At 52.3% G+C, this 23,531-nt stretch carries 17 protein-coding genes and 1 pseudogene; all 18 read right to left on the bottom strand.

Annotation, left to right across the window (positions count from 1 at the left end):
• Positions 1-8: 8 nt before the first annotated feature.
• The 18 genes and pseudogenes from ACESYO_RS04810 to ACESYO_RS04725 all read right to left on the bottom strand — a co-directional run bounded on the left by ACESYO_RS04810 (position 9) and on the right by ACESYO_RS04725 (position 23,456).
• The gene (locus ACESYO_RS04810; protein WP_071430727.1) at positions 9-4,214 is read right to left on the bottom strand and encodes a hypothetical protein; all 4,206 of its coding nucleotides are present in this window, start codon (positions 4,212-4,214) and stop codon (positions 9-11) included.
• Between the two features lie 13 nt (positions 4,215-4,227).
• Positions 4,228-6,588 (bottom strand): phosphoadenosine phosphosulfate reductase domain-containing protein, encoded by a 2,361-nt coding sequence (locus tag ACESYO_RS04805; protein WP_071430729.1) that lies wholly within the window; start codon positions 6,586-6,588, stop codon positions 4,228-4,230.
• Between the two features lies 1 nt (position 6,589).
• On the bottom strand, positions 6,590-9,079 hold the full coding sequence (locus tag ACESYO_RS04800) for a hypothetical protein (protein WP_087233699.1): 2,490 nt from the start codon (positions 9,077-9,079) through the stop codon (positions 6,590-6,592).
• 6 nt (positions 9,080-9,085) lie between these two features.
• A complete protein-coding gene (locus tag ACESYO_RS04795; protein WP_071430733.1) occupies positions 9,086-9,328 on the bottom strand; it encodes a helix-turn-helix domain-containing protein in 243 nt (80 codons plus the stop codon).
• A gap of 384 nt (positions 9,329-9,712) precedes the next feature.
• Entirely contained in the window at positions 9,713-9,970 is a 258-nt protein-coding gene (locus tag ACESYO_RS04790) for a helix-turn-helix domain-containing protein (protein ID WP_071430735.1), read from the bottom strand.
• A complete protein-coding gene (locus tag ACESYO_RS04785) occupies positions 9,967-11,817 on the bottom strand; it encodes a type IV secretory system conjugative DNA transfer family protein (protein ID WP_071430737.1) in 1,851 nt (616 codons plus the stop codon). The genes ACESYO_RS04790 and ACESYO_RS04785 overlap by 4 nt, the downstream gene beginning before the upstream one ends.
• Positions 11,799-12,722, bottom strand: a complete 924-nt coding sequence (locus ACESYO_RS04780) for a DUF3991 and toprim domain-containing protein (protein WP_071430738.1) — start codon at positions 12,720-12,722, stop codon at positions 11,799-11,801. Before ACESYO_RS04780 ends, ACESYO_RS04785 begins: the two co-directional genes overlap by 19 nt.
• Before the next feature lie 12 nt (positions 12,723-12,734).
• On the bottom strand, positions 12,735-14,693 hold the full coding sequence (gene mobP3 / locus ACESYO_RS04775; RefSeq protein WP_071430740.1) for a MobP3 family relaxase: 1,959 nt from the start codon (positions 14,691-14,693) through the stop codon (positions 12,735-12,737).
• A 3-nt stretch (positions 14,694-14,696) separates the two neighbouring features.
• Positions 14,697-15,101, bottom strand: coding sequence for a hypothetical protein (locus ACESYO_RS04770; RefSeq protein ID WP_071430742.1), 405 nt, complete (start codon positions 15,099-15,101; stop codon positions 14,697-14,699).
• 310 nt (positions 15,102-15,411) lie between these two features.
• Entirely contained in the window at positions 15,412-16,446 is a 1,035-nt protein-coding gene (locus tag ACESYO_RS04765; protein WP_071430744.1) for a hypothetical protein, read from the bottom strand.
• Entirely contained in the window at positions 16,443-16,700 is a 258-nt protein-coding gene (locus ACESYO_RS04760) for a DUF6103 family protein (RefSeq protein WP_071430746.1), read from the bottom strand. Before ACESYO_RS04760 ends, ACESYO_RS04765 begins: the two co-directional genes overlap by 4 nt.
• A gap of 14 nt (positions 16,701-16,714) precedes the next feature.
• Positions 16,715-17,908 carry a hypothetical protein gene (locus ACESYO_RS04755; protein WP_087233696.1) on the bottom strand — a complete coding sequence of 398 codons (1,194 nt, stop codon included), beginning with the start codon at positions 17,906-17,908 and terminating at the stop codon, positions 16,715-16,717.
• Positions 17,908-19,740, bottom strand: coding sequence for a VirB4 family type IV secretion system protein (locus ACESYO_RS04750; RefSeq protein WP_373209449.1), 1,833 nt, complete (start codon positions 19,738-19,740; stop codon positions 17,908-17,910). The genes ACESYO_RS04755 and ACESYO_RS04750 overlap by 1 nt, the downstream gene beginning before the upstream one ends.
• 13 nt (positions 19,741-19,753) lie before the next feature.
• On the bottom strand, positions 19,754-20,335 hold the full coding sequence (locus tag ACESYO_RS04745; RefSeq protein WP_071430752.1) for a hypothetical protein: 582 nt from the start codon (positions 20,333-20,335) through the stop codon (positions 19,754-19,756).
• Positions 20,332-20,733 (bottom strand): hypothetical protein, encoded by a 402-nt coding sequence (locus ACESYO_RS04740; protein WP_071430754.1) that lies wholly within the window; start codon positions 20,731-20,733, stop codon positions 20,332-20,334. The genes ACESYO_RS04745 and ACESYO_RS04740 overlap by 4 nt, the downstream gene beginning before the upstream one ends.
• 1 nt (position 20,734) lies before the next feature.
• Complete coding sequence (locus tag ACESYO_RS04735; RefSeq protein ID WP_071430756.1) at positions 20,735-20,992, bottom strand: hypothetical protein; 258 nt, start codon at positions 20,990-20,992, stop codon at positions 20,735-20,737.
• 60 nt (positions 20,993-21,052) lie between these two features.
• A complete protein-coding gene (locus ACESYO_RS04730; protein ID WP_071430758.1) occupies positions 21,053-21,388 on the bottom strand; it encodes a hypothetical protein in 336 nt (111 codons plus the stop codon).
• A gap of 117 nt (positions 21,389-21,505) precedes the next feature.
• A pseudogene (locus tag ACESYO_RS04725) lies at positions 21,506-23,456 on the bottom strand (DNA cytosine methyltransferase).
• Between the last annotated feature and the right edge of the window lie 75 nt (positions 23,457-23,531).

The raw sequence follows: 23,531 nt of genomic DNA, 5'->3' as shown, positions 1-23,531 counted from the left end.
GCACCTCCTCAGTTCCCTTTGATAATCTCCATGCCAACAACCATGTTATCCCGAATGAGGTCCTTTAGATACTTCTTCACATCAGCAATATCCATCTCATCGATCTTGGCGAGGGCACGTTCACAACCACCCTGGTTATATTTCGCCTCTGCCATTTGACGAAGCTTCTTTTCAATTTCGGGAAGGCCGAACCACTCAAACGGCTCTGCTGTGATGTGAGAGTCAAGGTAATCTTTCACTTCCTGAATATTTAGAAGCATAACCGCATAGTTTCCGATGATACTGTCTCTAAACGCTTTGTCCAAAGCGGCACTATCATCCAGAAGGTCAAAGAATTTTGCAGACGCAAAATATTCCATGGCACGGTCGATTGCCTGTTCATCCGCTTTGGCACGGTTGACAGCTCCAAATGCAGCTTTTGCTTTTGCAACCTCGTTGTCAGGGATAAGACACAGAATAGGCATCTTGTGTTTTTTCGACCAGTCACGAGGAGAGTCAGTCCCAGTTTTCTCTCTCCACAGTTTCTTTAACTGTGTGTTTTTCTGGCCTTCCTTATAGGCCCCAACCTTCGCTTCAACCTGATTCAGATAGTCTGCTTTTTCGTAGGTGAATGAGCCAGCAGGCATCGTGTCAAACACATCCTTGATTTCGTCTTCTGAAAGCCCATCAAGATAGTATCCGCACACACGGTTGAACAGATCAACCTGGTTGTTGTAGAAGTTGCGGAATGCGCTTCCGTTTGCCTGAACAAGTTCCAGGAAAGACTGCTTCTGGGAATCCAGCAGCGTTCCTGCTTTTTTCAGGTTATAGAGCATTCCGAGGAATGGCCCAAGTTCATCAAGATAATTTTTTGCAGCTGCATAGGAGATGCGAATATATCCGCACTTGTCACACCACTCCCGTATGGTCGCATCATAGGAGATGCTTTTGGAGATAATCTTATTGCTTTCTACAATGATTTGATACTCCAGAATAACCTCACGGATTTTCTGCTGTGCGGTTTCGACATTCCAAACCCAATTCGCCGCATCCGCATCAAACTTCCTGCGGAGAACATTGAGGTATTGACCGCCATCGCCAACTGTTTTAGCAAGAGAGACAAGCGTACCATTTTCAAAGGTTTCAAGGTAGGCAGCCATACCCTGGGTACACTTTTCCTTGGTCAAAATCGTTTGCAAATCTTTTGCGGCATCTGGATTGGAAAGGGCAAGATTTCCGATTGCCATGGCAATATCGCTATCGCTCTTCGCTGTACCCATGTTATTGCTGTTGGCAATTCCACAAAAAGAATCAATGATTTCGGACAACACGGAGGTTTCCGTCTGAAGCGATTCTTTGTCCAGAATATACTTCAAAGTCCAAATCGGGAAGGAGAATTCCTTCATCTTGTTGCGGATGCGTTCTCTGGTGTTTGGAACCGAAGTACACATATTAAGCGGAATCCCAAATGCCACAGAAGTAATTTCGTTAAAAGCCTTCTCTGCGGGGGTCATCGCAACGATATATTTATCCTTATAGCGAGGATTCGGCGTGATTTCAAGGCGAATAACTTCGTCAATCATTTCCTTGAGTTTGCCAACATTCAAAATGTCGTTGGTAAGCCCATCGCTCCAGCTATATGTCCCAGAGGCGTATTCCTTCAGCACAAAGCCCATAATAAATGCAGACAGATTACAGGGCATAAAACCATAAGGTGCCGCCTTCAAAACGTCATAGATTTGCTTGATAGATACACGGCCACCACCGTTCTGGAAGCCATCGTTTACAATTTCATCAACACACAGCTTGATTTTGGAAATCAAGAGATGAGGCTTGGAAAGCCAGTATTCGGGAACCTTCCATGCGCCGTCAAGAGCGATTTCCAACTTTGTGGCGGGACTGCCGGACAGGAAGGTACCAGCTGTTTTCTCATTGAATGCGCACTCAACACCTTGCTTCAAGCTGCTCGGTGTATACATATTGGCAATGACATTGTAAGAGCCCTCAAGGCAGGACACGAACTTTTTCTTGTTGATTTCTGCAAGAAGGCCGTACAGAGCGTCCAGCGTAGTAGCACGTTCCCCATCCGGCTTATCTGCGGTGTGAACCATAAACTCACCGCCTGCAATGCGGGTTTTCCATTTCTTCAGAGAATCTTTTGCATTGTTGGCATATTGAGTAACTAATGCAGGGTCTTTTCCTTGCTGGGACATAGATAACGCCATATCGTGACGATACACGCCATAGCCATCCGCACCAAACGGAGTACGGCTGGCATCAATGAAAATCATGTTGTAGGTGCCAGCAGCAAGGGCGTCATGTATTTTCTTGCCCAGAACCACACTTTCTGCATCATCTTTCGCAAAGCATACAACAGCAACGATCTTATTTGCATACTTTTCTTCCGTGTTGCGAAGCTGCTTGATTGTAGAATCAAAGTCGGAAGACGAAACATAGCGCAGTTCATAGCGAAGCTTCAAAGCTCCACCAAGGCTGATTGCATCCACGATACGAGTTCTGTCAGCAAGTTCCTCTGTGATAAAAGCCGAGGTGCTCTTGCGGTCGATCTGTTCCTCAAAAGGTGTTACATCAATTTCGTTTTCATGGTTGTAAGCAGCATACTGGAATTTTCCACCGCCAAGGGACTTGGAGAACAACACCTTTTCTCGAACAAGCTGATCCGCACATCTCGCTGCGGAGCCTTCCATATCAGTCCCTTCAAAAGCGTTGTCAAGGTTCTTTTCGTTGGGAATAAACAGCTCAACAGAGTCGCCGGCATATTGAGAAATTGCCTGCAACAGAAGAACCGTTTTGAGTACACGTTTTTGGTCAGAATCAAGGCGCTGATTCCCAGCACGATTGTAATAGTCCAGAATAGAGCGAATATCATGCGATAGATATTCTTTTCCCTTATCATAGAAGAATTCCCAAAGCATATCGACGGAAAGCAGCGGGTTGTCGTCCTCTGGCCCGAAATTGTCAATAAACCACTGGAACCCCTTGATTTCATCGCCACGGTCATTTTTAATAAAGTCAAACATACTGCGCTGGTTGGAATCAAACGCAGAGGAAATATGCTTGAGAAGCAGGGCGGCATAGGGATGTATCGGGAGAATATCGATCATCTCTTTGTCGGTGATCCGAGCCACCGACTTCACCAGCTTACGGGATGCCTGTGTTCTATCAGTCAGGTCGCCAAGGGCTACCTCCCAATCTGCCAAAACAACTTCGTCCTTATTCTTCTCCATGGCTGCACCCATGAGTTGGAATGCAATATTTTCAGGCAGGCTGATTAAACTGTGCGGACTGACAAAGCGTCCGTTCAGCTTGATGAAGTCCTGGTCGCGCTCATGGAACAGGCCCTGGGTCACATGGGTCACCAGCACAAAATAGAAGGGATCGGTTTCGCTGATTTCACAAAGCTCCTGAAATCCGGTGAGATTGCGGGCGTTGTTGTAGAAATATTCGGTAAACTCGTCCCACATAAAGACAATCGCCTTCAAACTGTTTGCCCGGATGACCTCACGAATCCAGTTGCCCAAATCGGTCACGCTCAGCGACAGAGCTTTTACCTGACGCTCATCGGCTACCTTGAAGATATTGTCCATAATCCTTGCCAGCGCCTCGCCGGAGAAGGTGCGCAACTTCTCAATCACCGTATCGGCGTCATCTCCGCCAAAGAGGTCAGAGTAAGTGCCAGTGATCAGTCCGTTGAAGTAGTTTTTGTTATCCTTGTCAGAGAGCCATGCAATGGTAGCATCCTTCAGCGCATTCCCGCCCTTGTTTTCAATTCCGGCATCAACAAGCGCCTTTTCAATGCTTTCCTGGATGGCAAAGACAAGATTATGGTCGCTGCGGATAGAAGCGGAACCATAGCGGTGAACGGTCAAGATACGACCGCTGGACTTCACGGCCTGGAAGCGGTTGTACAGGTCGTTGTCCATTTTATGTCTCTGGAAGTATTCACGGGTTTCTTCTTCGCTGGAATCCAGCAGCTTTTTGAGCGTGTGAACGGCATGGGATTTACCGGTTCCGTAGGCACCTTCCACCCATAGACAGAGCTTCTGCTTGCGCTCCAGGACGCTGACCGTGTTCTTCAGAAGTTTCACGAAGGTCTCGTGGGGGAAGAATTTTTTCCACACTTCCGGGTTCTTCGTGATGACCGCCTCGTTCACGGCGGGGAAATAATCCGGATCAATATTGAAATAATGACGGTATTTTTCCAACATCGGCATAGCATCTTCCTCCTTAGAACAGATTCAGCACATCCTGAGATGTCTTTTCGCTGTTGAGAGTGATATTATCCAGGTCCAGTGTAAAGCTGGCGTTGAGGAAATCTGGATAGTTGATAGTCAAACCATTCAAAATCTTTTCCATCTGATTGCGGTCAAGACCAAAAATCTCAGTAGGACTAACACCGTCACTTTCGAGGTCATGGTTTAAGAGGCGGGACAATGTAAACTGGTGGTAATCCCCGCAAGCCTCTGCAAATTTATATAAGCTGTAAAGAATGACAAGCGGATTCGGATTTTCCCAGGGGATGCGAACCACGCTATTCCAAAAACGCTTTCCGTTTTTTAGCGTGTAGTCACAGACACCCAGGCCGATTTCATTGCTTAATTGAGGAATAGAAATCAGGATGTTTTTATATGCGGAGACAATGTGTGAACGAGAATTTTTACTCATTGAGTCATCCAGCATTGCATAAATGGTATCAGGGGTGTGCGTTGTGGAAAAATCAATGTTTTTGACCCACCAATTAAACTCCGATGTGTATGTCAAATTGCAAAGAATCAATGCCCAAGCGTCGGAATTCTCTATTCCAATATTATCAATAACTTTACCAAAGGGTGCAAATTTAGATTTAGCAGTAACTTCGGCATCGTTCAAGAAGCTCTTGAGATTTTTAACCATGTTGGTTCCAAGGCTGTGAGGAGAAGTCCAAAATTCATCCTTTAATTTGAAATACGATCTAACCCAATCGAGTTCAATGCCCATATTTCCATACCTGTCAATGCTCCCCATTTTCTTTTCTCCTTTCGGCAATCGCAACGAGTTGGCTACTAAGCAACCATGGAATACATCGTGACATTTTTTGCATTTTACGCATCGGTCATCGATTGTTACATGGCCATCCTTCATAGAAATAAACCCATGCGGACAATTCGCCTCGCATACTCTACAGCCAATGCAATATGCGGTTTTTCTGAACACAGTCTTCAATTCTGACATAAAATAAATGTCTTTCTGGGTATTTTTCCCTATCACAACTGTAGCAGTTAGTCCGTTGGTATTTTCGGCAATCTCAATGTGATACAACTTATCTCTGCAAAGCACTTCGACATTACCATTCTCCAGAAAGGTTACATTGCCAATTGTTTTAATCCACTGCTTCCAATCAGTTTCTATACGGGATACTTGAATTGTAAGTACACCTTGTTCAAATGATTCATTTGTATAACTTTTGGCGAATGATAATTCTTTTCCACTTCTTCGTGCTTTCCATCCACCAATGTCCATAAACTCCTTGACGGCGCTCGGATTAGACAACTCTTTGGAGGTTGTTTCCAGAATAATGTTATTGAATGTTGTGGTTGTCCGATATCCCTCATCACTAAAGCTGTATGCTTGTTCCTTAAAATACATATTTTTCGATGTGGCTAACGGGCACACAAGACATCCTGCACGGCTATTTCCTTTTTTATAGGCATCATTTATCAAGAGTTGTCTCTCATAGATATAGGAAAACAATTCGGCGGAGTTCCATTCAAGGATTGGGTGGCAGCTATATTGTCCACGAACTTTCTCTCCGTGACTAATACCTTCGTATTCACTTCGAGAAGCACTTTCATCTCCTCGGATTCCTGTGAAGGCCATTCCCCTAAAATGAGGATTATTGGTATACTCTCTCAGTAAGATGATTTGAGGCGCAGTTTTATGCACACTACAACACCATCGCATCGTCTGCGCTGGCGGTCCAAATTCCCTCCATGTGACTTTCGGGTCGAAGTCAGACTTTGCTCTTAAAAATTCAATCTTTGCGTCTTTACAGTGCTGTTCAATCTCTTCGACTATTTTATATGTATCCGGGAATTCCATTCCCGTATCGCCAAATAGCACTTTGAATTTATTGTGCGGCAAAGCACGCTGCACCAGATCGAGGGCTACTACACTATCCTTGCCGCCACTGAACGCCACATAGAAGACATCGACCCGATCCATGTATTCAACATAAATGTTGTATATTTTCTTTATTGTTTCTGCGGCCAGTTTCTCCAACAAATCCCGGTTCTTTTCGACCATAGCGGGAATATCAACAAAGCGGAGAGGTTGTCCATCGGGCTCTGGCTCGTCCATAATCACAATTTCAGGTGGGGTATAAAGACTGCCGCCTTTGGTCTTGGCAACCTGCCGTCCCCGGTAGAAATAATTGTTGGCTTCCGCCCACATATAGGGGTAGGAGTCATTCTTTGCATAATTCCAATACCGGTCAAATCCAAGAATATCCAGTTCTTTGTAATACACCGGACGAGGTTCCTTACTGAAGGAAAGCGGTGAGCTGTTCAGCAGCAGTCCGCCCGTCTCGGCATCCCAGGTATATGAGTACATATTAGTCGGTGTCCTTCCTTTGCCTCTGTGCTTTTGCTCTGATAATGAGCGATTCTATTTCTGAGTATCTACGGCGGGCAAGATATCCATTGTCACTCAGATATTGAAGCACGGGGGCTTTTTTCATCTCTATTTGATTGTTGTTGGCCAGCAGGTCAATGATCAAGTCATCAAAGCTGCCGATGCCTGCGGAACGCTTCACAATTGCACCGGCGCATTCAGTTCCATTAAAGCTGCTATGTAGGAGCAGATATTTCTGACTGTAACTTGCCACATAATGTTCCAACAAGAAGCTGTTCCAGGGAAATCCCACATAGGGGAGTGCGCCAAAGTTCGTTACTTCCGGCAAGGGAATATACTTTTCCGTACAGATTCGGTCCAGCACCTCATCTATGTCAGCAACGGGGAACTGGGCCGCTGCTTTCGATACAAATTGATCCCGGCTGATTCTCAGGCTGTTTTCGTAAACGGTATCAAAGTATATGGTCGTAGCGAGGCTATCCGCCAATCCCTGAAGCTCAGACAGCGTGAAACTATCATGACTTCTTGCATATTTTGCAAACACATCCACCATCGAGATTTCCTGACCCGAGCGGCTGATGATATTTCCTTTGAACGAAAATTTATCACCTAATTTTGCCTTTAGTGCATCCCGGAACCCATACACGGAGAGGGTGTGATTTTCCTCTATGATATAGGGATATTTTGCCCGGATTGCATCATAAAGCTCATTACCACCAATGAAATCCCTTTCGTCAATGGTCCTCTGGATGATTTCAGCAATTCCATCCAATTCTTCATCAGACAAATGGACAATACTTTCGTGGAAGTATTCGCTGCGGCCATTGTTGACGAATTCAACATTGCTGGCAAGGATCAACTTTATTTTACTCTGTGGAAGATGCGGCAGTGCAGCAAAAAGCTCATCATAAGTCGCCGGTCTTCCAAAGTTTTGCAAGCAAGAGCGAACTTCCGATAGCGGGTCCATGCTGACATCGGGCGTTTTCGATATAAAACTTCTGTTGATGAAAAATCTTCCGTTTCCGATAGAGGTCAAGTACGCTTTCAGCATATCGGCATCGTGAATATGGTAGTCCAAGAACACATCAGAAAATTCGGCAAAAATCGCTTGATAATAAATAGCTGCTTTCCCGTCTGCAAAGGCGCTCTCGATGTAATCCAGCAGTTCTTCCTTTCGATCTTCGCTCAACATGACATCTGGGAGAAAGGCTTTCCCCTCGTAAAGAATGCATAGTTGCTTGATTTTGTTGCTGATGTCATCATCAGAGTCAGTCAGCTCTGTGGCATGGGTTGCTGTGTAATACCTCTTAAATTTGCGTATCTCAAGAGGCGAATCCATACGGAATCCCTTCATGAAATATTCTCTGAGCACTTGCTCATAACCTTCATTCCTGTAAGGACTCGCAGAATCTATGTCCGCTTTTGTAGGAACAGTCTGTTGCGGCTCAGCCCCAATGAACATAAGAAACTTCTGCAAAGCCGCTCGGAAGCGATTATGCTGCCTCGCATTGTAACTCAAAAAATCCGCATCGTTTAAGAGTAAGCGAATCGTTTCCTGCGCAGCTTGCCGATCAGAAGTGTAAAGTTGCCAAGAAGGCAGTTGGTGTTCTCTTGCAAACACCTCACAATTATTTATTGCCGAAGAATAACTCCGACTGGTAGCATCGGCCATTTTCAGTGTTTCCGACAGGTATCGAGAAAAACTTCTGCTGTTTATCTCATCCGACTGTTCACTCGCAACAGATTTTGACATTGTATCGTTTGCGATATTATGTGTGTGTTGTGGCTGAAATGTCTGAGTGGCGGTGTTGGATTCCTCAACTGCTGTTTCCTCAATGCCAATACGAGAATAGAGCCCTTCTTTTATGTAGTTGTAGTAATATCGCCCTGCAGCAACAATTTTATTGATCTGCTTTCTGCGGGTTATTCTGAAGAATTTATTTTGTTCAATTGTGCGCTGAACTTTCTTTATGGTTTCGATGTCTGTTGTCTGGAACAACGGTTTTTGCAGGACTTTTATTTTCAAGCAAAAGGTTTCGATTTCAGAATAACAAATATAAAAGTCAGAAAGCTGGGCAGGAGACACTTGTTCGGCAAGATACCGCATGAAATCATCTTTAACGGTTTTTCCATCGATTATCATTGCTCTTGCCTCCTTCAGTAATTTTTGATACTCGTCATGGGAGTCATGATACAAACTTGCAACCCCTGTAAAAAGTCTGGTAGCCGGTTTGAAAACTGTGCGTCCCAAATATGCTGACTCCATGCTTTTCATTTGAAATGAGATTCCGTTTGTATTACGATACACCGCATCAATTTCTATGCCCCGATGAACTGCCATTGCTCTTAAATCGTGAGATACTGCCTTAACTGCGTCTGAGCGTGTGAGCTCGCCTTTCATAGAGGCAAGGATCCCTTCTAACAGGATAGCGGCTTCATATTTATCCCAGGACGGTTGCCTCTCTGCCATATACAACTACTCCTTTGAAGATGTTTGCGTGTTTGAACTATTTTTTGATTCTTTTACATATTCCATAATATCGCCGAAATCACAGTCGAGGGTCTCACATATACGGCCCAAAATAGCGAGATTTACCGTTTCATCTCGCCGTAGCTTTGTCATTGTATTCGGCGCAATATCTGCGGCTTTTCTCAAATCCGCTTTGCTCATTTTCTTATCTACAAGTAACTTCCACATACGGTTATAAGAAAGCGCCATGTACTCTCTCCTTCTTCCAGATAATACAGATATTTTGTAAGGTGATTCTCAAAGAACGGGCCTTAATGCACACTTGACTTATATTTTACCGCTAATCTCTATTATCTTCAAGAGCGTATCGCAATTTTATGCGAACGCACAATCTCTCCGGCAGAAGAAAAGCAGGGACTTGCCGGGAGCGCATTGCCGACAAGTCCCCGCCGTTCTTCCGTTAGTTTCTTTCTCTGCATTAAATCTCAGTTAGAGTGAGTCCTTCTGGGCGGTTCACAATGAACCGCCCCTGGGTCCAGCACATGAGCGCAGCCTCCCCTTGGTGGAAGGTTTTAAAAATTCGATTCCTTCAAAAGTGGTTTGTACAACTTTTTGGTACAAACCACTTTCTCTTTATTTTACAGTATAGAGATTGGAGGTACTGCTGCCGTTGGGACGGTATCGGGGGGCTTTGACCAGATATCCGGCTTTTTCCAAATCGGATACAGCCCGCTTGACCGTGGAGCGGGACAGCTTCATGTCCGAGGCGATGGTCTTGATGCCGGGCCAGCACTTGCCCTCAGCGTCTGACCGATCCCGCAGGTACATATAAACTGCCCTTGCTCTGGAGGGCAGTTCGGTGTCGGCGTAGATGGTTCCAAAGTAGCTCATGTGTTTTCTTCCTCCATGGATTTGATACTTTTACCCCGCTTTCGGGTTCTCTCCTGTACTGGTTCATGCGCCATACCGCCGTGTCCGGACACCGCATAGCCCCGGTGTTCCGCTGCTTCCTCTGCCTTGGCAGACTTCGGAAGATTCCGTTCCAGATCCACACGATTGGCATAGGCCACCGCTCGGTTTGCCCGCTCCGGCACAGTGTACGGCTCCCCGAAGGTGATGCCCCAGTTCAGGAAGAGCTGGAGCCGGGTCCGCATGGGATGGGTACCGGTTTTCATGACAATGAAGCTGCCCTTGGGGATGGATTTCAGCTCGTCAGGGGTGAGTAGTGCCCGTTCCATCATCTGCAGGCTCTGGCTGGGATCGTTCTTCCCTCGGCTCACCGAGCCGGAGAGGACGGTGCGGCTGCCCAGGGCTTTGGACAGGACTTCCGCAGTCTGGCTGTTGGGGGCGAAACCGCCGAAGATGGTGTCCTGGCAGTTGTCCTGAATGATTTCGCAGCCTTCCTTGCCGTAGTTTTTCTCCAGCTGCGCCAACGACTGGATGATGGGTACCAGCGTCAGCCGGCGAGATCGACCGGCGGAGAACAGGGGCAGAATATCAAAGGGCGGCATGGTTCCAAACTCGTCGCAGAACAGCACCACCCGGTTTTTCAGCTTGCCGCCGTTCTCATCGGCCACGGCAAACAGCTCCCGGCTGAGATTCTGAATCATCAGACCGGCCATAAAGTTCTTGGTGGTGTCCTCCTCCGGCAGGATCAGGAAGATGGCGGACCTCTCCGACGCAAACTTCTCGGCGTCGATGGCGCTGTCAAAGCACAGGATCTGCTCCAGTTCGCTGTCCAAGAAGGCATTCAGCCGGGACAGGACCGTGGACATGACGGAGGCCATGGCCTGCTCGGCGCTGTTGAGGGCGGCTCCGGCGAACCACCGCGCCTTGTGGTCCGGAGGCAGCTTGCCCATCAGAAGCTGGAAGTGGCTCTTGCCCTTGACGCCACTGGGTTCCAGAAGATCCTGCACCAGCTTGAACACGGAGACGATGTGTCGGCGCTCCTGGGGATGGTCTTCGTCGGGCGGCAGGAACTCAGCCAGCATCAGGATGACAGAGGTGAGCAGACCTTCGGCGGCATCGTAGAAGAAGGCGTTTTGCCCACGGTTGCTGTCATCGCCGTCCGGGTTGACAATGGTCTTGGACAGGATCTTGGCGTATTTTTCTGCTTTTGCGCGGGCCGCCAGATTCCCCGGCTCCTTTCGGGCGATATCCATGTACCGGTTGACCAGCGTCAGCAGATTGTTGCCATCCGAGCGGGTGGGATTACGCAGGTCGATAACAGAGATATTGTACCCATAGCACTCCTTGGCGATGGTTCCGTAATTCCGGGCAAGGTCGCCCTTGCTGTCCAGCGCCAGCCAGCTCATGCCGCTGGCACAGGCATATTCCAGATTGGGATAGAGGAAATAGGCTGTCTTGCCGATGCCGGAAGCGCCGATCATGAGGCAGTGGATATCGTCGCTGTCCACCAGAGCGGTAAGCTCGCCCTTCTTGCCCTTGCACCCCAGCACCAGCCCCTGCTCCGCGGGGCGGTTGTGGCCGCTGCGCCAGTCCCTGACCCGGAACGGGACATGGGCATAGATCTTTTTGATCTCCTTTGCGGTGGCCCACCTCGCGGTACCGTGCTGTCCGTCGCCCACCGTCCTGGACTTGATGCCGCTCAGGGTGTAGCAGTGGGACAGCGCAGCAAGTCCTCCGATGACAAGAAACATTCCGGCGCCGGCCAGAATCAGGAGAGCCACCTTTGACTCCTTGAGCTGCTCCAACAGAGTTATCCAAAACTCTGGCATAATGTGTTCACCTCGCATTTCTGTTCTCTGACTGTAGTCAAGTCATCGTTCCAGTCCTTGTTCTCCGGAACGAGCCGTTCCACGGTGTAGTCCGCTTCCAGCTGGGCCATCATGCGCTGGTTGGCCAGGTGGCCAGCCTCGTCGTTGTCCAGACAAAGCAGCACGGTGTGAATCTGGGGCATCCGCTCCAGCATCTTCGCCACCGGCTGGATGGAGGTGCCGCAGCAGGCCACATAGCTGTGGCGCTGCCAGTCCTCCGGATGGAGCGTGATGTAGGAGAGCATATCGATGGGCGCCTCGAACACATAGAGGCTTTCGTCTGTTCCCATATGGTGAAAACTGTAGCGGGGATTGCAGCCCTCCACATTGAGCCGGAAGGCTTTTCCGTAGCTGTTGGTACTCCGTTTGTGGGCGTGACGCGGGACGCCTTCCTCATCTGTGCCCACAAATACTGCATTGTGGTATTTCGCATCTTCGTACAGGAGCCTTTCCCTGGCGAAGTGGGCTACCACACTTCGGTCAATGTTCCGATGCTTCACCAGATAGGCATAGACCCTGCGCATATCGGAGTGGACCGGCGGCAGGACAAAGGGCTTTGGCGGCTCCACCACCCGCTCTGCGGCAGAGGGGTAGATGGTACCCACTTCTCCGCCCAGCAGCATGGTCACCGCTTCGGGATAGCTGAGGTTGTAGAAGCGCTGCACAAAGCTGACGGCGTGACCGCCCCTCTCCTCGGCATGGTCGTACCACTCGTTTCCGCGGACGGTGACGCTGTGGTCCTTGGCCAGCCGTTTCTCTCTGCCGGACGGAATCAGCTTCTCGCCACGGAACCGGAGGAACTCCTCCAAGTCCACAGCGGCGGCACGCTGCCTTTGCTCTTCTGTAAAGTGAATATAGGTTGACATGGTTCCCTCCTGTTACATGGTCTGCTGATACGACACCTGCTCCTCGTGATCGTCTGCCTTGTGGCCTATGGCCATACGTTTCTCCATCAGGCGTGTGCGCCGTTTGGAGTCAATGCGGATTCCGGCCGGGTTATGAGGCGGTACAGAATTATCCCGGAAGATCCGGCTCATGTGATGGAGCAGCTTGGTTGCCGCCAGCATCACGGACGGATCACGGAACTGGTCGAAGCGGTCGAGGAAGAATTGAGCGTACTGGTTGCCCTGGGCGGCTGAGCGTGTGAACCACTCCCTGGCCTGCTCCCGATCCTGCTCCACATCCCGGCCCAGGAGATACAGCTTGCCCAGGGTATATTGGGCAAAGGAATTTCCCTGTTCGGCGGCAGCGGTCAGGTACTCCAGAGCTTTTCTCACATCCTTCTTTACAGACTCGCCGGCGAGGTAGAGCTTTCCCAAACGATATTGGGCAAACTGGTTTCCATGCCCGGCAGCCTTATCCAGCCAGCGCAATGCCTCCGCTGTGCGTTTCTGAGAAAGGAGCAGTTTCCCAAGGGCGTATTCCGAGAAGTCATTTCCGGCCTCTGCGGACAATCGAAACCACCGCTCGGCTTTTTCATGATCCCGCATGGTGGAGAGGTCGTCCCGGTAGAACTTACCCAGCTGGTGGGCTGCCACCGTATATCCCTCTGCCCAGAGCTGCTCCAGCTCCCGAACCGCTTCCGCGTGTTCCTCATCCAGCGCATAGACATCCTGCAGCACGGATTTGGCGGCACGGTAGCGCTGTGCCTGATCGTATACGCTGGTGGATCGATGTTCCTCCTGTGCTTCCTCCGGCTCAGGCTCGTCCTGCAGTGCTTCATCTTCAAAAGTTGGGAGGCCGAGACGGATGTTCTCGGCCTCCCGGATGATGTCGTTCTTGATTCTGCGAAACTCCCTCTGCTGGGAGAGCGGGAGATGCTCCCGTGGTGTGCGGCTGCCGTAGCACTCGTTCAGCTCGTCCCGGATCTGATTCCAGATTTCGTAGCACTGCGCTACTTCCGGCTGTCGGGACAGCTCATCCACGATGGTGTCCACCAACGCTTTCAGTGGCTTTTTCAAATAGCCATACTGCTTTTTCCCGGTGGTGGTTTCCAGAGCCTGCACCAGCTGGCGCATCTGCTCCTCGATGACGGGGTTGTCGCAGAGCTGGTGATTCATCCTGTGGATCAGCTCCCGCATGGTGTCCTGGGCTGTCTCGACCAGATCTTTGTAGGCTACATCCTTCCGCTCGTAGATCTGATTCATCTCATCCCGGAAGATAGTGTTGGTCAGCTTGGAGCGCATGGCCGCAATGCCTTCTCTGGTCAGGAAGCCCTCCTTGGGATTGTCCGACCAGACCATCATGTGGATATGGGGGTGATGTCCCTCATTGTGGAAGGCTGCGTACCAGCGGAAGTGATCCACCGGTATCCGCATAGCCCTGGCCAGATCCTGTGTGTGCATCATGAGCAGAGTGCGCCACGCATCCGCGTTGTCGTATTCCAGGCGGGCGGCATCTTCCCGGCGCAGGGAGTAGATGATGGTCCACACATTTCCTTCATGGGCCTCCAGCTCGGACATGGCTGCATTCAGGTCAACTGCCGGAGCGGAGCTGAACAGGCCGTGTGCGCCGTGACGCTCCACACGAGGACGGGTGGCAATGTAGGACATGTATCCGCTCTCTGAGTTCATCTCATGAAGGTTTGCATCCAGCGCCATGGTGATGAATGCGGAGGCAGTTCCAAGCGTTGGGGTCTTGCAGTAGTCCTCGTACTCGAACAGCTCCGCAGCATCGGGAAAGTCATGGAGCAGCTTTTGGATCAGCTCCCGCTGGCCTTTGGTAACCGGACCGTTTCCGGACAGCTTCTCCACGCCTTCACGGGTGGCGATGTACTTCATGTACCCGCCGGCCTTGTCCGATTGGATATAGCCGCTTTTCTGTACGAGCTTTGCCATGGGTTACACCGACTTCTGGAAGTCCAGTGCGTCCTTGAAGGAGATGCGCCCGTTGGTGCGCTTCATATCCCGGATGGCTTTTCCGCGCAGGCGCTGGTATTCGCCTTCGTCGATGTCGGTGTCGTAAGCGATGATCTGTCCCAGCACATGGAGATCCACGCCCTGCTTGAACAGGAGCGAGCCCATGCGCCCGGTATAGTAATCCAGTGTGCCGGTCATCATGGCAGAGAGTGCTTCGGGCAGAAAGGCGCCGGCGTTCTTGGTATGCAGATAGCCAAGATAGAATTCCACTGCTTTTTCGATGAACTCACTTTGGGTTCTACAGTTATCTGACCGATAGGTGTCCTCAATCTGCTCCTTCACAGATGGGGTCATCCATACAGTTACCTTCTGTTTTCCTTTTACCATAGTACCTCCTTGTTTGTTGGAACCGCTGTAAAACCCTTGGTACAGCGGCGTTCTCGTAAAATGGAGCGTTCCTGCTGCTGTTTAGGCTCAAAAGGAACGGCCTATCCAAAAGCCTGAAACTGCCCGCACTGCGGGCAGTTGTGAATGGCTCGGCGCACAAGGAGCGTCGGGCCTTTCTCCTGCTTGCCTTTCGTCGGCCTCCACCTCCCTCGAAAAGCGGCACAAACCCCGCCTGTTTCCCCAGGGCGGGGTACTCGGTCGGTCAGCCGCTGAAAGCCGCACACAGCGGCCCACAGGGGGCAACACGGCGCTACATCTGCATCTCCGGGGATGCCGGACTCTGCTCCGACAGATAGTTCGCACTGCACTCCTCCAGACTTTGGCCCCAGTACTCCTGACAGTAGGTGTTCATCCTGGGGAGGAGCAGGGCCTGTTCCTCGGCGCTGAGGCGATACTTGAACGCCTCCTCATCGCCGTTGCCCCGCTGCAGATACACCTCCAGCGTGTCACAGACACGGCGGGCATCCAGATCGTAGTTGGCATAGATGTTCAGCCAGTCATCGTTCTCGGTGGTACAGACGTTGGTTCCGAACACCTCGTCCGCATGGAACGATACTTCCATGTAGAACTCCAGCAGGTTGTCGTTCTGAATAATATCCTCCGCAAAGGAGATGTCCTCTGCGTGGAGCGTCCGGATACCGGTGAGATACTGGGGCTCCGTTTCGTATGTGATCTCTTTTCCCTGCAGACGATCCAGGAAGGTGCGCCACTGTTCGTCCGGTGACGCGGCGCTTTTCTTCGTGGCGAAGTAGACGGCGGTGCTGACATCCTGAATGCGGAATCGCTTCCAGCCGTCCATGATGTTGAGGGCATCGAGGTAGCCGCTGTCCAGGTCAATGTCGAATGCACCGACCACTCTGCCGGTGTTATCCAGCCGCTCCGACACATATGTTTCGAACTGCTCACGGGACAGTTTCTCTCCACGGGGAAACATTTCAGTGAAGTGTGCGGGGGCGTCGCCGTCTGCCTTGCGGATATAGCTGCGAAGGCGTCGGGCAGTTTGCAGGAACTCCATATGTTCTTCCGTCAGGAAGTAGTCGGCACTGCCGCCCTCCGTGACATGGAAAACGGCGAAGCGCCGTGTGGCCTCCCGAGCCTCCTTCTCCGCCTGCTGCTCTGCCCAGAGCTCGTGGCTGATGCGCTCGTACTCCCGCTGAGGAAGCTGGTTGCACATTTCATCAAGGACATTCTCCAGATGCTCCTCCAGCGTTTCATCTTTCAGATGCTTGCTGAGGGCGTCGTACCAACGCTCGTCAATCCAGAGGGTGATGTCTTTGCTGTTCACTGCGACGCCTCCACTTCTTCTGCGGGTTTGGGCGTGACAGGCTTCGGGCTGCGGCGGGACTTGTTCGGAGCAGCGGCGTTTACATCGCTCTCGTCGATGTATTCACGCACCGGAGCGGGCACATATTTTTCATAGAGTTTCACCAGCGCATCCGTCATCTCACGGTCCAGGTCAAGCTCCTTCTTGCCCATGTAGCGTTTGAGCGCCGAGAGCTTCTCCTCATCGAAGGTGATGGTCAGGTTCACTTGTTTCATTGGCACTTCCTTTCTCAGTTGTAGTTGATGTATTCGATCTCCAGCCAGTGGGTCCAGCCGCGGCCTTCCAGCTTGGTCTTGACCACACCGTACTTGGTGCCCATGGCCTCGATGACCTCGCCGTTTCCGATGTAGACGCCGATGTGTCCGTCGTGCCAGACGGCAAGGCCGGGAGTATCCGGCATGGTATCAATGGGACCGGACACCGATGCGGAGTAGTACATCTGGTTTGCTCCCAGGTCGGGCATGCCGTTGGTGGCATAGTCAATGGTGAGGGTTTCGGGATTCAGCCAGCCATAGCCTTTGATGAGACCGACGCAGTCCGTTGTCCGTCCTCCCAGCCAGTTGGCCCGGATGAAGTCTGCGTAGGTACCAACGCCATCCGGATACTGCTCCAACTTATAGGCGAAGAGCGAATCGGTGAGGACACTGCCGTAGGTTCCCCAGACATAACCCCAGCCGGACTCCCAGGCATGGATGGCGTAGGTCACAAGGTCAGCGGCATTCTTGGTGGTGGGATCGGTGAAGGTGGAGATGTCCAGCTCAATGCTGCTCCCATCCCCTCGGAGATACTCGCCGCTGTAGCTGCCGCCACCCACGGCACCGGCTATCATGGTATAGATGTGGTCGATGTTGCTTTTGTCATCCTCCGTGATTGCTCTGCCCAGATGGGCTTCCAGATTGGCGTATGCCTGGTACAGCGAGATCGGCACCGCGACGGTATATTCTTCTTCCTCTGTACTGGTAGTCCCGTCCTCCAGAGTCACTTCCACGGTTCGGGTTCGGGTTTCGGTGGTGTAGAAGCACCCCACGAAGCTGTTCGCCGCCCGTGTGGACGGGGCGTCCTCCCCAAAGCAGAGGGCATAAAAAACAGCCTTGACACGGATGGGGTCAAGGCTGTTGCCGCTGTCCATCTGCCCATTGGCAGAGGACACCGCCGAGTCCAGAAGAGAAAAGGCCGAGCGCATCTCCTCAATGTGATACCGGAACTCCGCAGGGACTTCGGCGGAGAACTCGCCTCCATAGAAGCACGCCTCCACCGAATAGTTGTTGTGTTCTGAACCGCCGGAACCAATGGCGCAGAGCAGGGCGATCAAAAGAATGACCGGTGAAAAGACTGCCACCAGAATCCAGCCCACACCTTTTCGGGTCTTTTCATTGGTGAGGAGCATGGCGGCGGCTTTTGCGATTGCCGCAGGCACAGCCATCAGCGACCACCTGCCGATCCGAAGAGTTTCTCCTTGTAGGACGGAGCATGAACCTCCAGCAGGTATCGCTCATTGCCGCACTTATACAGGCAGACGCCCCTCTGAGGAAACTTGATGAGGTTGTATTCCGACTCCTCCAGCTGAAGCATATCCATGTAGGATCGCTTGTCGATGGAGCCGGCGTTGAACAGGAACTGGTGGGGCGGGATGCTGAACAGGGGCTTTGTCATCTCACGGACGCCTTCCTGGTCAAAGTCCTCCAGATTCTGACTGGCCAGAAGCATGGCGGATTCTTTCTTTCGCACACGCTTCAGGCAGTTGCGGATGTACTCGATAGCAGTGGGGTTGGACAGCCAGATATACAGCTCGTCCAGAGCCGCCACGGTATTGCCCACGGTCAGAAGCTTGTCGGACATGAAGGACAGCACATTGAAGAGCATGGCGTTGCGGACATTCTTGGCGGCACTGAGCATCCTTTTCACGCCGAACACCAGAAAGCGGCTGGAGGTGATGATGGTGTGTCCGTTGAAGAACTGGGCGTCGGCCCCCTTGCACATGGAGTGCAGGCCAAGCAGCACCTCCTGCAGGAGCTTTTCAGTATAGAGCTGGTGCTGACCGGCATCGTAGTTTTTGAATTCCTGCTCGATGAGGTCGTACAGATCGGAGAGAATGGGATAGTCCTCCGGACGCATCCGGCTGAAGTTGGTGCGCTCGGTGATGCCAAACTTCTGATACAGCTTGGACAGCATGATCTCAATGGTATCGATATGCGCGTCGCTGAAATCCTTATAGGCCCGGAAGAAGTCCTTCAGGAAGGAGATGTGCTGGGCCAGCAGGGTGCTTTTGCGAAAGGCCTCCGGCGCGTCGGTGGCATTGGGATCGCCGCCGTCATCCCAGCACTTGGGTTCCAGCACATTGATGATGTACTGTCCGGCCATGAGGTCGGCGAAGCAGCCGCCCACCGCCTCGCACATCTCCTGCTGTTCGTGTTCGGCGTCCAGGGAAATGATGGACTTGCCGGACTCCAACAGGTTCAGGATAAGCAGCTTCATGAGGTAGGATTTGCCCTGACCGGAGTTGCCCAGGATCAGGATGTTGGCGGAGGTCTTATCCTCGTCCCGCTGGTCGAAGTCCACCAGAATGTTGCTGCCGTATTTGTCTTTGCCAATGTAGAAGCCCTTGGGGTCCAGTTTGCCGGAGTAGTTGAAGGGATAGAGATTTGCCACGCTGGAGGCGGGCAGCACCCGTTCAAACTGGACGCCGAAGGCATTGTGACCGCTGGGATTGACACAGCGGAAGCCCTGCTGCTGGCGGAGCAGGAGCTTGTCGACATTCAGCTTGCTCCGTACCAGCTCCGTCAGCACATCGGTCTGGAGCAGCTTGAGGGTGTTGTAGTCCGAGGCGGTCAGCTCGATATAGACCGCACAGTGGAGCAGCGGCTCACGGTTGCGGTGCATGGCGGCCACCAGGGTCGCCACATCCTGCAGGTTGCTCTCGGCGGTGACCGTCTGCTGCAGGTCATTGGTGTTGGAACTGTTCATGCGGTTTTTGTTGGCTGCGTTCTGGATGATTCGCTTTTCCTCTGCGGGCGTGACCTGCCGGGTGTAGATCCGCAGGGTGATGCCGTCCTTTTCTCCCAGGTGGCGGAGGATGGCCTGCTCGTCCGTGCTGGTGGGGTATTCCCGAAGGGCCCAGACGCAGCGGTAGGTGTTGCCGCAGATGAAGTGGTCCGGCATGAAGCTGACCACTGAGGGAGCGATCATGTCCAGGAAGGACTTGATGTTCGCCTCCTCACGGCCCTGAGGTGCGGGGTTTACTCGTTTCTTTGCCATGGAATTCCTCCCTTTATTCGCCCACAATGACCCAGCGGTCACCGTCGTAGTCCTCGTACTGCTCGGTGGTCACATTCTGCTCGAAGTAGACGCCCAGCATCCGTTTGAGATCCTGCTCGGCGGCCCGGCGGGTGGTGAATCCGTTGTCATTGATGCTCTGCTCGATGCGGCTGAGGTACGGAAACACATCCGTATCCTTTTCCTTCCGCAGCCGGATGATGATATAAAACTCCCGGCTGGAGGCCATCAGCACCTGAATGCGGTCCAGGTGTGTGCTGTCCTGCTCCAGAAGCCTGCGTATGGCAGGGAGCTCCTCGCAGGTCTGCCGTTCCTGATAGAAGGTCTTGTTCCGTTCAAAGGACTCCTTGGAGTTGAGCGCCAGCATCTCGATCTCGGCCTGTCCCTTGACCACATTCAGCAGAGCGTAGATTCTGGCGCTGATGCTGGAGTCCGGCAGGACGCTGATGTTGGTGGGCTTGATGATGAAGAATACCAGGTCGCCCATGCGGGTGGCGATGCAGTAGTCTTTGACGCTGTCGATCCCCATGAGCTGCCGGGTAGACTGGGCCGACTTATCTTTTTTCTTTCTGCTCATACTGTGATCCCTCCTTTGGAAAAGAGCGCCGGAAACAGGCCGGTGCAGCGGATGGTGACGCGGCAGGTCACCGTCTTGGGGTGCTGGCGGAACCAGTATTTTGCCCGGACATTTCTCGCACCATCGCAGCGGGAGCTTTCACACAGGCGTCCGCCCACATAGCTTTTCAGAAGGGCCCGCAGACTGCGGAAGCCGTGATAATATCTGCCGTCCTCACTGCGGCAGCACCACTTGTTTTGGGACTCGTGCCAGAAATACGCATTGTCACACTCCCAGCGTCTGCGTTTCCGGCTCCACCGAAGGGTCAGCGAAGCAGACAGATCTTTTTCTTCGTATCCTTCGGTTTCCTCAAAAGAGAAAGGAGGCGCCGTACCGAACATGGTTTCGTCATAGCTCATATCACATTCTCCATTCATAAAATTGCTGTCTGGTGATCAGGAAGGCCACCGCATACCGGATAAAGTCCAGAATGCTGGTGCCGTCAAACCGGATGCTGAGGAAGGCGTAGACCGCCGTCAGCACCAGCGGAATAAAAATTCCGGTCTGGGTCAGCGCCAGGACGGAGAGCAAAAGCCCTACGCCGATGACGCCCACATCCTTGAGTTCCCAAAGCCACAGCATTGCTTTGGCGGTCAGGTTATCGGGATAGATGTACAGGATAGTTCACCTCCAAGAAAAAAGCCGCCGGGGTTCATTCCCCGGCGTCCATGCGGTATCTCATTCGTTGGTCGTTTCCTCGGTCTGGTTCTGCGCCTCATATTCGGCCAGCGCCTGTTCGATGAGTCCGATGACGAACTCCTTCTGGCTGATCTTCCGGCCGCGCTTCTTTTCGGCGGCGATGAAGTTCTTCAGCCGCTGATCCAGTTCCTCAGAGATTTGGAATGCCAAGGTTTTGGTTGCTGCCATGATCGTTTTTCCTCCTTCGAAGTGTTCTTTGAGTACCAGTTCCACATATTCTCCCAAGGTGCTCAGCGCCAGCTGCTCTTTCTCCGCAATGACCTTGGCGTGGAGGTCTGCGGGAATCATTGCACAGAGATTCTTTTTCGCATTCATGGAGCGTTCTCCTTTCTGTATTTTGCAGGCAAAGCATACTGCACCCAAGGACAAATAGCTATTCACACAACCCAACAAAGAAGCAAGCGTAAACGAAGCAGAAGCAACAAGGCACATTCAGCTTGCCAGAAGCACCAGCGAAATGCCATGGAGAACATAGTCCACGCACGGAATGGCAACGGAATTGCCCAGTGCTTTGTAGCGGGCTGAGTCCGAGGCGCCGGGGATGGCTGTCCAATTGTCCGGGAAGCCCTGAAGGCGCTCACACTCCAGTGGGGTCAGCCTGCGAATCAGCTTTGGCCGGCCTGTCCCTTGCAGCACAAGATCTGTGGCATCCTTATGCTGACGGGCACTCTGGGTGCTGACCACCTCGCCGTCCTTGAACACATCCACCCGCTGCCTGCTGAATACCGCATGGTGGTCGGTTGCGGTCAAGGTATAGGCGATGTCCTGCTGATAGCCGATGCCGTTCCCACCGTTTTTGGGTTGCCTGTCGATGGCGTTGCCGGTGATGCAGAATACCGGTTCCTGCTCTACCAACGGCACATTGTTGCCGCCGGTACCGTACCGTGCGGACATGGTGGGAGCGACCCGATGCGGACCGGTGTAGCGGGAGTCGATGCCGTGGTTCTCATAGACCAGCGGCTGGTGTCCGTGTTCCTGGGCTCGGAGAGTCCCTGTCACATTTTCACTGCATTCCATGACGCTGCCGCCCTGGTCGTTGAGGCACAAAACCGATGGCATGCAGTTCCCGCCAGCGCTGCCCTTCAGCGTGGGGGCGAGTTCTTCGCCATAGCCGATGCCTCCGGCGGATGCTCCTGCACCGGCAGAGAAACCGGCAGTCAGGACGCAAGGGTAGCCCTGTCCGGCCTGACCGCCCCCTGCACTCAGGGATGTATGGCGCTCCGGCGTCAGGAAACAATCGCCGTTGCCCTTGGCCACTACACCTTCCGCAATGAAGGTTTGCTGCTTCATTCCCGGTTGGGCGCCCAAGGCTCCGGCCACATCGTGCAGATCCCGGACTTCATCTCTCTGATTTGCCGCAAAGGCAATCGGCTGGAGCAGACCGTTTCGGCCTGTGGACATCCCGCAGTTTACGCCAAGCGTTGCCGCAACATCGCCGGTCAAATCGCCATTGTACCCATCAAAGCCTTCCACATCATCCTTGTCTGGCTGTGTGACAAAGGTCTGCATTTGCATATTGTTAGTGGCCATTAGGGCGCCGGACACTCCGTGCAGGTTGATACCTTCATCCCTCTGGTTGATATGGTACGCTTCCAACTTGGTGGCGTCGCCGTCCGGTGGAGCGACTCCAGATTGGATTTCCAGCGCCCGTTTGAGCTTCTTGGGGAGCTCTTTTCCTCGCTCAAGGGCCCGGCGCAGGATACCCAGGCAGGCTTTCGGGGTCAAATAGTATTTGTCCGGCGGATCGTCCTGCAAAATCTGCGACAAGGAAGATTCTTTTTCTTCTCTGGGGGACACCCCAGTATTGAGCGTCAAGGCATCGCCACGCCAGGGAGAAATCAGTTCCCAATACGATTCGCCCAGCAGATTCCCAGCGCCCGGTGTCAGGTCGAGGGACTGAAACACCACCGACTTTAATTCGGACGATCTCCTCGAGGACGATCCGGAAGTCCTCTCCTTTGGGAGTTCCGCTGGAGAAGGCTCCGGGAACATTCTCCCACACCATAAATCGAGGTCGTATATAGAGAGCTGTTCTGTTTCGTAATCGTTCTGCATTTCTCATCTCCTTTACAAGTCTGACCTGTTCCATGAACAAGCCGGAGCGCGCGCCGGAGAGACCGGCGCGGTTTCCGGCCACAGACAAGTCCTGACAGGGAGAGCCGCCGCAGATGATGTCCACCGGCGGCAGCTCCGCACCGTCAAGCTTTGTGATATCGCCTACATGGACCATATCGGGAAATCGAAGCCGGGTCACCTCTATCGGGAATGCTTCGATCTCGCTGGCCCACACAGGAACGATGCCGTTGTGAATGGCGGCCAGCGGGAATCCCCCGATCCCGTCAAACAGGCTGCCCATCGTCGGCGCAAGTTTCGCATCGTTCATTTCCGTGCGGACACGAAAATTCACTCGCTCCGCTGCGCCTCCTCTCCCCACACAAGCCGCGGTATCGGGCTTGTG

The organism is Allofournierella massiliensis (assembly GCF_964241245.1).
Taxonomy (GTDB): Bacteria; Bacillota; Clostridia; order Oscillospirales; family Ruminococcaceae; genus Allofournierella; species Allofournierella massiliensis.
The sequence above is the reverse complement of the archived record's forward strand: the minus strand, read 5'-3'. Positions and strand labels throughout refer to the sequence as shown.